Source organism: Kitasatospora phosalacinea (assembly GCF_030268885.1).
Taxonomy (GTDB): domain Bacteria; phylum Actinomycetota; class Actinomycetes; order Streptomycetales; family Streptomycetaceae; genus Kitasatospora; species Kitasatospora phosalacinea_C.
On record NZ_BSSA01000004.1, the window covers coordinates 29,557 to 43,984 of the forward strand.

5 protein-coding genes are annotated in these 14,428 nt (G+C 77.4%); all 5 read left to right on the forward strand.

Annotated features, from left to right (window positions below):
- Positions 1-5 precede the first annotated feature (5 nt).
- The 5 genes from QSK52_RS08020 to QSK52_RS08040 all read left to right on the forward strand — a co-directional run bounded on the left by QSK52_RS08020 (position 6) and on the right by QSK52_RS08040 (position 14,324).
- Positions 6-2,084, forward strand: a complete 2,079-nt coding sequence (locus QSK52_RS08020; protein WP_285735188.1) for a dehydrogenase E1 component subunit alpha/beta — start codon at positions 6-8, stop codon at positions 2,082-2,084.
- Positions 2,081-3,358, forward strand: coding sequence for a 2-oxo acid dehydrogenase subunit E2 (locus tag QSK52_RS08025; protein WP_285735190.1), 1,278 nt, complete (start codon positions 2,081-2,083; stop codon positions 3,356-3,358). Before QSK52_RS08020 ends, QSK52_RS08025 begins: the two co-directional genes overlap by 4 nt.
- On the forward strand, positions 3,355-5,376 hold the full coding sequence (locus QSK52_RS08030) for a condensation domain-containing protein (RefSeq protein WP_285735192.1): 2,022 nt from the start codon (positions 3,355-3,357) through the stop codon (positions 5,374-5,376). The genes QSK52_RS08025 and QSK52_RS08030 overlap by 4 nt, the downstream gene beginning before the upstream one ends.
- Positions 5,369-8,689: an amino acid adenylation domain-containing protein gene (locus tag QSK52_RS08035; RefSeq protein WP_285735194.1), complete on the forward strand. Its 3,321-nt coding sequence runs from the start codon at positions 5,369-5,371 to the stop codon at positions 8,687-8,689. The genes QSK52_RS08030 and QSK52_RS08035 overlap by 8 nt, the downstream gene beginning before the upstream one ends.
- A gap of 82 nt (positions 8,690-8,771) precedes the next feature.
- Positions 8,772-14,324 carry a non-ribosomal peptide synthetase/MFS transporter gene (locus QSK52_RS08040; protein WP_285735197.1) on the forward strand — a complete coding sequence of 1,851 codons (5,553 nt, stop codon included), beginning with the start codon at positions 8,772-8,774 and terminating at the stop codon, positions 14,322-14,324.
- The last annotated feature ends 104 nt before the right edge of the window (positions 14,325-14,428 follow it).

Below are 14,428 nucleotides of genomic sequence, written 5' to 3' on the forward strand. Positions count from 1 at the left end.
CCGCCGTGCTGAACCCCCCGCCCGGCCCGGAGCCGGACGACGCGGACCTGGCCGCGCTGCTGCTGATCCGGCACGTCGAGCTGGCGCTGCTGCGGCTGTTCGGCGAGGGCCTGGTAAGCGGCACCACGCACACCTGCCTGGGCCAGGAGTACGTGCCGGTGGCGCTGGCGCCGCTGCTGGGCGCGGCGGACATGGTGTTCAGCAACCACCGCGGCCACGGCCACTACCTGGCGCTGACCGGCGACGCGGAGGGCCTGCTCGCCGAGGTGCTGGGGCGGCAGGGCGCGGTGTGCGGCGGCGCGGGCGGCAGCCAGCACCTGTACACCGACGGGTTCCTCTCCACCGGCGTGCAGGGCGAGAGCCTGCCGGTCGCGGTCGGCGCGGCGCTGCGCCGGGCCCGGGACGGGGCGGGGGCGCTGGCGCTGGCGTTCGTCGGGGACGGCACCTGGGGTGAGGGCGCGGTATACGAGGCGCTGAACCTGGCGGCGCTGTGGCGGGCCCCGCTGGTCGTGGTGGTGGAGCACAACGGCATCGCCCAGTCCACGCCGACCGAGCGGCAGTTGGCGGGCAGCATCGGGGCCCGGGCGGCGGCGTTCGGCATCGCCCACCACCGTTCGTCGACGAGCGAAGTGTCGTCGCTGCGCGCCGAGCTGGCGCCGCTGCTGGAGCAGGTGCGGTCCGGCGCGGGCCCGTTGGTGGTGGAGCTGGACGTCCCGCGGCTGGGCCCGCACAGCAAGGGCGACGACACCCGGGGGGCGGAGGAGCTGGCCGTCCTCGGTGCGCGCGACTGGTACCGGGTCCGGGCGGGCGCGTCCGAGGAGCGGTTCGCGGCCTGGGACGCCAAGCAGTCGGCGCTGGTGGAGGCCCTGGTGGCGGAGGTGGTGTCCCGCCCGCCGTCGGACGGCCGGGCCCGCACCGCGTCCACGCCCCCCGCCGTACCGGAGAACGCCGTACCGGAGAAGCCGGTGCCGCAGAACGCCGTACCTGCGAACCCCGTGCCGCAGGACGCCGTACCGGAGCGGGTCGCCGAGAACCTGAACCGGGCGCTGCACGAGCTGATGGCCGCCGACCCGTCCGTGCACCTGCTCGGCGAGGACGTCTCGGACCCGTACGGCGGGGCGTTCAAGGTGACCCGGGGCCTGTCCACCCGGTTCGGCGAGCGGGTGCGGTCGACGCCGCTGAGCGAGGGCGCGATCACCGGGGTGGGCGCGGGCCTGGCGCTGGCCGGGGAGCGTGCGGTGGTCGAGATGATGTTCGGCGACTTCGTCACGCTGGCCTTCGACCAGTTGGTGAACTTCGCCGCCAAGTCGGTCTCCATGTACGGCCGCCGGGTGCCGGTGCCGCTGCTGGTGCGCTGCCCGGTCGGCGGGCGGCGCGGGTACGGGGCGACGCACAGCCAGAGCCCGCAGAAGCACCTGACGGGCGTCCCCGACCTGGACCTGTACGAGCTGAGCCCGTTCCACGACGCGGTGCCGCTGGTGCGGCACGCGCTGTCCACCGGCAACCCGTCGGTGCTGTTCGAGGACAAGGTGCTGTACACCGAGCGGCGGTTCACCGGCGACACGGTCGACGAGGTGCTGCACTGGCGGCTGGACGGCGGCTCGGCACTGGGATCGGCCCTGGGCACCGCCGTGGTCGGCCCGGCGGGCGTGGAGCGGCCGGACGCGGTGGTGATCGCCCCGGGCGGCCTGGCCCGGCGGGCGGTGGGCGCGCTGCGCACGCTGCTGCTGGAGGACGAGCTGTGCGTGCGCCTGCTGGTCCCGGCCCGGCTGTACCCGCTGGACGCCGACCGGTTGGCCGAGCTGTGCGGGCGGGCCCCGGCGGTGGTCGTGGTGGAGGACGGCACCCCCGGCGCGGGCTGGGGGACCGAGGTGGCGCAGGCGCTGCACACCCGGCTCTGGTCGGTGCTGCGGGCGCCGGTGCGGGTGCTGACGGCGGCGGACCGGCCGGTGCCCGCGGCGCCGCACCTGGAGGACGAGGTGTTCGTCCGGGACGAGGACATCCGGCGGGCGGTCCGCGCGCTGGCGGAGCAGGTGGCGACGGAACGCGGGTCGACGGAGTGCGGAGAGGAGCGGTGGCGGTGACGGTGACCGAGTACCGGATGCCGAAGGTCAACACCAACGACGCGGCGTACACCCTGCTGGGGTGGCTGGTCGAGGACGGCGGGAAGGTCGCCGAGGGCGAACCGCTGCTGGAGGTGGAGACCTCGAAGGCGGTCGAGGAACTGGCCGCACCGGCCGACGGGCTGCTGGAGCTGCTCGTCCCGGCGGGTCGCGAGTGCGCACCGGGCGAGCTGCTGGCCCGGCTGCACCCCGACGCGTCCTCCCTGGAGGAGGCCCGGCGGCCTCCGGCGGCGTCCGCCGACTCCCCGGCGCCGAGGGCCGGGGGACCGGTCCTGACCGCCCCGGCCAGGGCCCGGCTGGCCGAGCTCGGCATCCCCGAGGCGGCGGCGCTCGCGCTGGACGTACCGGTGGTGCGCCGCGCGGAGGTCGACCGACTGGCGGCGCGACTCGCGGCGACGGAGCAGGCGACGACCCCGGCCGCGGCCGCGGAGCCGCTGGCGGAACGGTCCGCCCCCACCCCGCGGAACCCGGGAGCACCGCAGGCTCCCGAAGTACCGCAGACCCCGCAGTCGCTGCAGGCCCCGGCGGACCCGCCGGGGACGGTGCTCGCCCCGCTGTCCCGCAACCAGCGCGCCGTCGCGGCAACCGTCACCGCCTCGCACCGCGAGGTGCCGACGGCGTTCACCGCCGTGGACGTGGACGTGACCGACGCGCTCGCCGCCGGACGCCAACTCGCGGCGTCGGTCGGCAGTTTGGTGGGCCTGGCCGAGCTGACGGCGGCCGCGCTGGCCACCCGGCGGGCCACCGATCCGGCCTGCTTCGCGGCGCTGACGGCCGACGGGACGGGCACCCGGCTGGTGCCCGGGGCGCACATCGGGGTGACCTTCGAACTGGGCGCGGGCCTGTTCGTCCCGGTGCTGCACGACGCCGACCGTTCGTCGCTGGGCGAACTGTCCCGGGCCATGATGGGCCACCGGATGGCCGCACTGCGCGGCGCCTTCCGCGACCGCGACCTGCAGGGCGCGAACATCACGCTGACCCTGCACACCGATCCGGGCGTCGCCCTGGCCCTGCCGGTGGTCTTCCCCGGCCAGGCCTGCGCGCTGTCCCTGGCGGCCCCGCGCACCGCCGTCCTGCCCGACCCGGACGGCACCGGCTTCCGGACCCGCAGCCTGGTGCACCTGGGCGCGGCGTTCGACCACCGGCTGCTGAACGGCCGCCAGGTGGTCTCCCTGCTGACGGGCATGAAGGCCCTGCTGGAGGCCCCGCACCAACTCGCCGGGGACGCCCGGTGAACCCGCCCGACCGCATCCTCGCGGCACCCCCGACGCCCGCCCCCGCCACGGCCCCGCCGGAAACCCCCGCCCCGACCCTCGCCAGCGCCACCACCCCACCGGAATCCCCCGCCACCGCCGCCACCCCGCCGGGGCCCGCCACCGCCGACCGGCGCGCCCTCGCCGCGCGCCTGCTCGCGGCCCGTCGGCAGGCCACGGCCGTCCGTGGCGTGCCCCGGCTGCCGCGGGACGGCCGTCCGGTGGTGTGCTCGGCGGAGCAGCGTCGGCTGTGGCTGGCGGAGCGGATCGGCGGCCCGGTCGCGTCGCCGCCGGTGACGGCGGGCCTGGCGCTGGAGGGCCCGCTGGACCTGGACCGGCTGACGGCCGCGCTCGCCGCGGTGGTCGACCGGCACCCGGTCCTGCGGACGCGCTACGCGGAGGTCGACGGCGAGCCCGTCCAGTTCCGCCCCGAGGAGCCCCTGACCGCCGCCCGGGCCTCCTCGCTGATCGACTTCCTGGACCTCTCCTTCGCCCCGGAACCGGAACGCGAGGCGCTGGCCGCCGCCCTGGCCGTGGAGGCGGGCGGGTACCGCTTCGACCTGGCGACGGGGCCGATGCTGCGGTTGACGGTGCTGCGGCTGGCCGCCGACCGGCACCGGCTGCTGCTGGTGTGCCACCACATCGCGGCGGACGCCCGCTCCGCGGACCTGCTGACCGCCGAGCTGGCCACGGCGTACCGCACCGACGACACCCCGCCCGCGGACGGCACTCCGTCCCCCACCGGCACCGCCCCGCCGCGCGCCGGCACCACCCCGCCGCCCGCCGACGACCGCCCGCAGTACGCGGACTACGCGGCCTGGTCCCGGTCCCGCCTGGACCGCGTCCTGCCGGAGCGCCTGGCCTACTGGCGGCACCTGCTGGACGGCGCTCCCCCGGTGCTGGAGCTCGGCCTGGAGACGCCGGAGTCCCCCGGCGGCAGTGACCGCCGTACCGCGACGGTCTCCGCCCGGGTGCCCGGTGCGGTGGTGGAGCGGCTGCGGGCGGTCGGTGACGGGGCGCGGCTGACGGGGCACACGGTGCTGCTGGCCGGGTTCCTGGTGCTGCTGGCGCGGTGTGCGGGGCGCCGGGAGGTGACGGTAGGCGTGGTGTCGGGCGGCCGCCCGCACCCCGAACTGGACGCCGTGGTGGGCTGTTTCACGGATCTGCTGCCGCTGCGGGTGTCGCTGGCGGACGATCCGGCGTTCCGCGCGTTCGCGCCGCGGGTCCGGGAGGCGCTGGCGGCGGGGTTGGCGCAGGCGGCCCCGTTCGACCGGATCGTGTCGGCGGTGGCCCCGCGCCGCGCGCCGGGGGTGCACCCGCTGTTCCAGGTGCTGTTCGTGGAGCGCACGGAGGTCGCGGCGGACGGTCCGGGTGCGGGCTGGGGTCCGGAGCTGGACGCGGCACCGTGGGGGCAGGAGGTCGACGGCAGTGCGTACGACCTGGTGCTGGCGGCGGGGGTCGGGCCGGAGGGCGCGGAGCTGGTGCTGACGTACCCGTGCGAGCGGTTCGCGCGTACGGCGGTGGCGGGGTTCGCGGACGCGCTGGTCGAGTTGCTGGCGCTGCTGGCCGAGCGTCCGGAGGCCGCGCTGAGCGGTGTCCGGACGGCCGGGCCGTGGCGTCCGCCCGTCCCGCCGCCGACCCGTCCGGCCCGTCCGGCCCGCCCGACCGCTCCGACCGCTCCGACCGCCCCGACCGCTCCGGGCGCTCCGACCGCGGCGGAGCGTCCGGGAGCGGAGTGTCCGGAAGCGGAGCGCGAACCCGCCGGCCCGGTCGCGGAGTTGCGTGCGCTGTGGGGGGAGGTCCTGGGCCGGGAGGGGGTCGGCGACCACGACGACCTGTTCGCGCACGGCGGGGACTCGCTCGCCGTGGTGCGGATCGCCGCCCGGATCGTCGAGCGGTTCGGCGTGGACGTCCCGGCCTCGGCGTTCTTCGAGTCCCCCACCCCGGCCGGCTTCGGCGCCGTGCTGGCCCGTCTCACCGAGGAGCAGCAGCATGCCTGACCGCGAGTACCCGCTGACGCCGGGGCAGCAACGGATGTGGTTCCTGCAGCAGGTGGACCCGTCGGACGTCTCGGAGAACCTGGTCACCCTGCGCCGCCTGACCGGCCCGCTCGACCCGGACGCGTTCCGCCGGGCGGTGGCCGCCGTGGTGGCCCGGCACGAGCCGCTGCGGACGTCGTTCGCGGAGGTCGACGGCGTGCCGGTGCAGCGGGTCGCCGACCGGGTCGAGGTGCCCGTCGCGCTGCACGACCTGCGGGACGAGCCCGATCCGGAGGCCGCCGCGCTGCGCCTGGCCGAGGCGTGCGGCGGGCGGCCGTACCCGACGGCGGCGGGACCGCTGCTGCGGGTCGAGCTGTACCGGACGGGCGAGCGGACGCACGTGCTGCTGCTGGCGGCGCACCACCTGGTGTCGGACGGCTGGTCGATCCGGCTGCTGCTGGACGAGCTGCTGGCCGCGCACCGGGCGGTGGCGGACGGGCGGGAGCCGCAACTGCCGCCGCTGTCGGGCGGGTTCGGCGACCACGTGATGTGGCAGCGGGCCCGCGCGGAGGGTCCGGCGGCGGACCGGGCGATCGCGTACTGGGCGGCCGAGCTCGCCGCCCCGCCCGGCCGGGGCCTGCCGCCGGGCACCCCGCCGCCGCACCCCGCTGGCCCCGCCGACCCCGCGGACGGGCGGGCGCACTGGGTGCGGGCCGAGGTCGACGCCGCTTCGGCGGCCGCGGTCGAGGGCTTCGCCCGGGAGCACGGCTGCACCCCGTTCATGGCCTGGCTGGCGCTCTACCAGCTGCTGGTGGGCCGGCACACCGGGCAGGACGACCTGGTGGTGGGCGCGCCGACGGCCGGGCGCGAGCGCAGCGCGGACGAGCACCTGGTGGGCTGCTTCACGACCGTCCTCCCGCTGCGCGCCGACCTCGGCGGCGGGGCCGGGTTCGCGGCCCTGCTGGCGCGCACCCGCTCCACCGTCACGGGGGCGCTCTCGCACCCGCAGGTGCCGTACGAGCGGCTGCTGGGCGAGCTGGGCACGGCGCGCGGGGAGGGCCAGCGGCAGCTGTTCCGGCACTGGTTCAACCTGCACACCGAGTCCGCCGCCGCGCCGGCCGCCGACGCGGGCCCGCTCGTGGTGGAGTCGCTGCCCGGCCTGCCCGCGCCGACGCCCTTCGACACCTCGCTGGACGCCTGGCCGGCCGCCGACGGCGGTCTGCACCTGCTGCTGGCGTACGACCCGGCGGTGCTGGACGCCGCCGCGGCCCAGGCCCTGCTGGACCGCCTGCCGATCCTGGCCGGTCACGCCCTCGCCGAGCCCGAGCGGCCGCTCACCACCCTCTCCCTGCTCTCCCCGGACGAGGACGGCGCGCTGCTGCGCGGCCCGGACGGCGTGCCGGACGACCCGGAGACGGTGCTGGACCTGCTGCTGCGGCAGGCCGCCGCGACCCCGGACGCGGTCGCCCTCCGGGACGGCGAACGGTCCTTCACCTACCGGGAGTTGATCGCCGCAGCCCGGCGGGCGGAGGCCGCCGTCCGCGCAGTGGGAGCGCTCCCGCGCACGCCGGTCGGGCTGTACGGCGCCCGCTCCGCCGAACTGCTGGCGGGCATGCTGGGCATCCTGCTGGCCGGCTGCGCCTACCTCCCGCTCGACCCGGCCCTGCCCGCGCCGCGCCTGCACGCCGTGCTGCACGGGGCGGGCGCCACCGCCGTCCTGGCCACCCCGGACGCCCCCGCCGTCGACTCCGACCTGCCCACCGCCCGCCCCGCCCCGCTCGACGCTCCCCAACCGCCTTCCGCACCAGGAGAGTTCGCACCCCGCACGCCGAACACCCCTGCCACCCACCCCGCCTCGCTCGACGTCCCCCGACCCGCCGCCCCGCACGGCGGGTTCGCGCCTCCGCACCTCCCCTCCCCCGCCGACCCCGCCTACGTGCTCCACACCTCCGGCTCGACCGGCGAGCCGAAGGCGGTCTCCGTCCCGCACCGGGCGCTGCTCGCCCGGGTGCGCTGGATGGGCGCGGCGTACGGGCTGGGCCCGGGCGAGCGGGTGCTGCAGTTCGCGTCGCCGGGGTTCGACACGCACGTGGAGGAGGTCTTCCCCGCGCTGGCGCACGGCGCGGAGGTGGTCCTGCTGCCGGTGCCGTCCGCCGAGCTCCCGGACTGGCTGGGCGGCGCGCAGGGCCGCACCCTGACGGTGCTCGACCTGCCGACGGCGTACTGGCAGGAGCTGGTCGCGGCCGGTCCGGCCGTCCCGTGGCCCCCGGCGCTGCGCACGGTGGTGCTGGGCGGCGACCAGGTGTCCTCGGCCGCGGTCGCCGCCTGGCGCGAGCGCTTCGGCGACCGCGTCGAGCTGTGGAACACCTACGGTCCGACCGAGGCCGCGGTGATCGCCACCGCCTGCCGGCTGGGCCCGGCCGACGCGACCGCCCGCCCGGGCATCGGCCGCCCGATCGCCGCGACCGTCGCCCACCTGCTGGACGACGGCGGCCGGCCGGTGCCGCCGGGGGTGCCCGGCGAACTGTGGCTGGGCGGGGACGGCCTGGCCGACGGCTACCTGGGGCGGCCCGACCTGACGGCGGAGCGGTTCGCCGCGGACCCGTTCACCGGCGGCCGGATGTACCGGACCGGCGACCTGGCCCGGCTGCGGCCGGACGGTTCGCTGGAGTTCCTGGGCCGCCGGGACCGCCAGCTCAAGGTGCGCGGCCACCGGGTCGAGCCCGCCGAGGTGGAGGCCGCGCTGCTGGGGCAGCCGGGCGTCGCCCAGGCCGTGGTGGACCTGCACGACGAGGCCGGACGACAGCTGCTGGCCGCCTGGCTGGTTCCCGCCGATCCCGAACGCCCGCCGCACGGCGAGGAGGTGCGCCGACGTCTACGCGCCGTGCTGCCCGCCCACCTCGTCCCGGACGTCTGCCTGCCGCTGGAGCGCCTGCCGCTGACCGTCCGCGGCAAGCTCGACCGGGCCGCCCTGCCCTCCCCCGCCACCGCACCGGCCGCCACCGGCGGCGCCGTCGCCGAACGCGTCCCGCCCCGCACGGACGCCGAGCACCTGGTCGCCGAGACCTGGTCCGAGGTGCTGGGCCTGGAGGCGGACCGGATCGGCGCGCACGACGACTTCTTCGCGCTCGGCGGCCATTCGCTGCTCGCCGTCCGGGTGCTGGCCCGGCTCCGCGCCGCGCTCGAACTCGACCTTCCGGTGCGGGTGCTGTTCGAGGCGCCGACGGTCGCGGGCACGGCCGCCGCCGTCGAGGAGCTGCTGCTCGCGGAGATCGACGCGCTCAGCGCGGACGAGGTCCGGGCCCTGATCGACGAGGACGCCCCGACCGCATGACCCACGCCACCGCCCCCACCGGCATCCCCACCCCCGCCGTCCGCGAAGTACGCGCACCGCTCCAGGAAGGCGCCCCGGCCGCATGACCACCTCCCCCACCACCACTCCCGCCACCCCCGACACCCCCGCGCCCGCCACCACTCCCGCCGCCGCGACCGCCCCCGCCGCCGCCCGCGCCGAACTGCTGGCCCGCCGCCTGCGCCGCGCCCGCGCCGCCGCCCCGGCGGCGACCGTGCCGCGCCGCCCGGAGGGCACCGCGCCGCCGCTGTCCTTCGCCCAGGAACGCCTGTGGTTCATGGACCAGTTCGTCCCGGACAGCACCGCCTACACCGTGCCGCTGGTGGTCCGGCTGCGCGGCCCGCTCGACCCGGAGCGCCTGTCGGTGTCGCTGGAGCGGCTGGTGGCCCGGCACGAGAGCCTGCGGATGCGCTTCCCGGCGGCGGCCGACGGCACGCCGACCGTGGTGGTCGACCCGCCCGGCGGCGTCCGGCTGGAGGTCCGCACCGTCGACCCGGCGGCGGCCCCGGCCGACCGGGAGGCGCAGCTCGACGCCTGGGTGCGGGAGGAGACCGGCCGCCCGTTCGACCTGGCGGCGGGCCCGGTGGTGCGGGCGGCCCTGCTGCGGGCCGCGGAGCAGGACCACGTGCTGGTGGTGGTGCAGCACCACATCGTCTCGGACGGCTGGTCCAGCGAGCTGTTCCTGCGCGAGCTGCTGTCCGGCTGCCGGCCGGACGGCGACCGGCCGCTGCCCGAACTGCCGGTGCAGTACGGGGACTTCGCGGCCTGGCAGCGCGAGCGCTACCGGGGCGAGGTGCGCCGGGCCGACCTGGAGCACTGGCGCGGGCGGCTGTCCGGCGTCCCGCCGCTGGACCTGCCCGCCGACCGGCCGCGCCCGGCGGTGCCAACGCTGCGCGGCGCGGGCCACGGCATCGCGCTGGACGCGGAGACCAGCCGGGCGGTGCTGGCGCTGGGCGCGGCGCACGGCGCGACGCCGTACATGACGCTGCTGGCCGCCTACCAGGCGTTGCTGGGCCGCTGGTGCGGGCAGGACGACTTCGCGGTCGGCTCCACCGTCGCGGGCCGGACGCTGCCCGAACTGGAGCCGCTGGTGGGCCTGTTCGCGAACGTTCTGGCGCTGCGCGCGGACCTGTCGGGCGACCCGGGGTTCACCACCCTGCTGGCGGACGTTCGGGAGCGGTTCGTCGCCGACCTGGCCCACCAGGAGATGCCGTTCGAGCAGCTGGTGGAGGAGCTGGCGCTGCCGCGCGACCCGAGCCGGACGCCGGTGTTCCAGACCTCGTTCACGCTGCTCAACTACGAGCGCGCCGAGGCGGGTTCGGCGGGCAGCGGCCCGGAGGTGGGCCACCACCCGTTCACCACCGGCTCGACCCGCTTCGACCTGGAGCTGTACCTGCGGCACACCGACGAGGGCCTGCACGGCTACTTCACCTACAGCTCCGACCTGTTCGAGCCCGGCACGATCGCCCGGCTGGCCGAGCTGTTCGGGCGCCTGCTGCGCCAGGTCGTCCGTCATCCCGAACTCCCGCTCTCCCAGATCGACCTGACCGACCCGGCGGAGCTGCGCACCACCCTGGAGGAGTGGAACGACACCGCCGTCCCGCTCGAACCCGGCACCCTGCACGGCCGGTTCGAGGCCCGGGCCGCCGCCACCCCGGACGCCGTCTGCCTGGTCGTCGACGCCACCGGCGAGCGGCTCAGCTACCGCCAACTGGACGAGCGGGCTTCGGCGTTGGCCGCGCACCTGGCCGCCGCCGGGGTGGGTCCGGGCAGCGTGGTCGCGGTCTGCGCCGAACGGTCGGCCGAGCTGGTGGCGGCCCTGCTGGGCGTGCTGAAGGCGGGCGGCGCGTACCTGCCGCTCGACCCGGACTCCCCGGCCGAGCGGCTGTCCGGCATGCTCGCCGACGCCGCACCCCGGGCGCTGCTGGCCCAGGACGCCCTGCGCGACCGACTGCCGTCCGAACTCCCGCGCGTCACAAGGCTGTTCTCCCTGGACGACGCCGCGCTGCGACGCCCTCCCGCCGAGCGCCGCCCGCTGTGCCCGGCCGGTCCGGACGACCCGGCGTACGTGATCTTCACCTCGGGTTCGACCGGCCGCCCCAAGGGCGTGCTCTGCTCGCACCGGGGCATCGACAACCGGCTGGACTGGATGCAGCGCGCCTACCCGCTCGGCCCGGCCGACGCGGTGCTGCAGAAGACCCCGGCGGCGTTCGACGTCTCGGTGTGGGAGCTGTTCTGGCCGCTGCGCGAGGGCGCCCGCCTGGTGACGACCCGCCCGGGCGGCCACCGCGACGGCGCCTACCTGCGCGACGCGATCCGCGAACACGCCGTCACCACCGCGCACTTCGTGCCGTCGATGCTCGCCGTCCTCCTCGCCGAGGAGGGCGTGGAGCACTGCACGAGCCTGCGCACCCTGGTCTGCAGCGGCGAGGAGCTGCCCGCCGACCTGGCCCGGCAGACCCTGGAGCGGCTGCCCGCCGTCGGCCTGCACAACCTGTACGGCCCGACCGAGGCGTCCGTCGACTGCACCGCCTGGACGTGCACCCGCGAGAACCTGGCGGGAGTCCGCCGCACCCCGATCGGTCGGCCGATCCAGAACATGCGGGTGTACGTGCTGGACCGGCACGGCCGCCCGGTGCCCGCCGGGCTGCCCGGCGAGCTGCACATCGCCGGGCCCGGCGTCGCCCTCGGCTACCTGAACCGGCCCGAGCTGACCGCCGAGCGCTTCCGCGACGACCCGTGGGGCCCGCCCGGCTCCCGGATGTACGCCAGCGGCGACCTGGCCCGGCACCGGCCCGACGGCACCGTCGAGTACCTGGGCCGCACCGACCAGCAGGTCAAGCTGCACGGCCTGCGGATCGAGCCCGGCGAGGTCGAGGCCGCGCTGCGCGCCCTGCCGGGCGTGCGGGAGGCGGCCGTCGCGGTCCGCGAGGACCGGCCGGGGGTGCGCCGCCTGGTCGCCTGGACCGTCCCGGACGGCAGCGGCGCCGACACCGCGCCCGCCGTCCTGCGGGCGGGCCTGCGCCGCACCCTGCCGGACTCGATGCTGCCCTCCGCGTACGTCGTCCTGGACGCCCTCCCGGTCGGCCCCACCGGCAAGCTCGACCGCCGGGCGCTGCCCTCCCCCGCCCCGGCCGCCCCGGGCGCCGACCGGGCCGAACCGGCCACCGACGCCGAGCGGGTGGTCGCCGGGGTCTGGTCCGAGGTGCTGGGCGTCCCGCTGCCCGGCCGGGACGACGACTTCTTCGACCTGGGCGGCCACTCGCTGCTCGGCATCAAGGTGGTCGCCAAGCTGCGCACCGCGCTCCCGGACGCCGCCGGGCTGTCGCTGATGGACCTGTTCAAGCACCCCACCGTCCGGGCGCTGGCCGCGCTGGCCGCCACCCCCGCGGCCGACCGCGGCCCGGCCCGCGTCCTGCACGAGCTGACGCCCCGCCAGGCGGCCGAGCCGGTGCTGACCCTGCTGTGCGTCCCGTACGGCGGCGGCAGCGCGGCCGTCTACCAGCCGCTCGCCGACGCCCTGCCGCCCGGCCACGCCCTGTTCGCGCTGGCGGGCACCGGCGAGGAGATGGGCCGGGCCGAGGGCCGGGCGGCCTTCCCCGAGCTGGTCGCCGCGGCCGTCGCCGAGGTCCGCGAGCACGTCCGCGGCCCGGTCGCGGTGTACGGGCACTGCGGGGTCGGCGGGGCGCTGGCCGTCGCCCTGGCGCTGGCCCTGGAGGCCGACGGCCGGGCCGTCGAGGCGGTGTACACCGGCGCGATCTTCCCGTTCGCCCGCCCGCGCGGCCCCGTGGTGCGGCTGCTGACCCGGATGGAGCGCCTGGCCAGCGACCGCCGCTACCGCGACTGGCTGACCTCGCTGGGCCTGAGCCTGGACGACGTCGACCCGGCCACCGCCCGCCGCCTGGTGCGGGACATGCGCGCCGACGGCGAGCAGGCCGAGGAGTACTTCACCGGCCTGCTGGAGCGCGGCGTGACCCCGCTGTCGGCGCCGGTGGTCTCGGTGGTCGGCGAGCGCGACGACATCACCGACTACCACGGGGAGCGCTTCCGCGAGTGGCACTTCCTCTCCGGCACCACCGCCCTGGTGGTGCTCGCCGAGGCCGGCCACTACTTCCTGAAGTACCGGGCCGCGGAGGTCGCCGCGATCCTCACCACCGTCCACCGCGACCTCCCGCCCGCGACCCCGCCCGCCCCCGACCGCGACGACGCCACCTGGCACCTGGCCGACGTCTCCCGCGCCGCCGCCGCACCGCCCGCCGCCACCACCGCCGCGAGGGCGAGGGCGAAGGCGCCCGCGCCGGGCATGCCGCGCTTCCTGGCGGTCGCCGCGGGCCAGCTGGTGTCGATGGCGGGCACCGCGACCACCGAGTTCGCGCTGCCGCTGTGGCTCTACCTGAGCAGCGACTCGCTGCTCCAGCTCGCCCTGCTCTCCTCGCTCGCCCTCGTCCCCGGCCTGCTGGCCGCCCCGCTCGCGGGCACCGTCGCCGACCGCTACAGCCGCCGGGCCGTGATGCTGGCCGCCGACACGGCCGCGGGCGCCACCCAGGCCGCGATGCTGACCCTGCTGCTCGCCGGGGCGCTGCACCGCCCGGCGGTGTACGCCCTGATGACGGTGCTGTCCGTCGCCCTGACCTTCCAGCGGATCGCCTACGCCTCGGCCGTCCCGCAGCTCGTCCCCAAGCGCTTCCTCGGCCACGCCAACGGCCTGGTGCAGGCGGGCACCGGCGTGGTGCAGTTCGCGGTCCCGCTGCTGGCGACGACGGCGCTGGCCACGGTCGGTCTGCGCGGCATCCTGATCGCCGACGTGGGCAGCTACGCGGTGGCGATCGCCGTCACCGCCGCGCTGCGCTTCCCCCGCACGCTGGGCTGGCGGCGCCGGGAGAGCGTCGGCGCGGAACTGCGGGCCGGGTTCCGCCTCGCCCTCGGGACGCCGGGGCTGCGCGCGATGCTGTTCTTCTTCGCGGGGACGAACCTGCTGGTCGGCCCGCTGTTCATCTTCTTCCAGCCGCTGGTGCTGGGCTTCGGCTCGCTCTCCGACGTCGCCCGGGTCTCGCTGGCGGGCGGCCTCGGCATCGTCCTGGGCGGCACCCTGATGGCGGTGTGGGGCGGTCCGTCCCGGCACCGGATGCGCGGCGTCCTGGGCGCGTTCCTGCTGATGGCCGCGGGCTGCCTGGTCACCGGCCTGCGCCCGTCGACGGCCCTGGTCGGCGCGGGCGTGTTCGGCATGTTCCTCGGCCTGACGGTGATGAACACCGTGTACGCGACGATCGTCCAGGTGAAGGTCCCGGCCCGCTTCCACGGGCGGGCCTTCGCCGTGAACGCGCTGTTCGCCTGGTGCACGATGCCGATCGGCTTCGTCCTGCTCGGCCCCGGCACGGCGGCCCTGCTGCAACCCGCCCTGGAGCCCGGCGGCGCGCTCGCCCCGACCGTCGGCCGGCTGATCGGCACCGGTCCCGGCCGCGGCCTCGGCCTGACCTACGTCCTGTTCGCCCTCGTCCTGCTCGCCACCGGCCTGCTGCTGCGCCGCCTGCCGGTCTTCGCCCGCTTCGACGAGCGGGTCCCCGACGCCCGCCCGGACGACCTGGTCGGCCTGGAGGCGCTCCACAACCGCGCCTAGCGGTCCCGCCCGGTCGACGGCCGCGCGGGCCGTCGACCGGTGCGCGCGGGCCGTCGACCGGCGCTCGCCGTGCCGACCGGGCGGGAAGGCCGGAGGATGGCAGG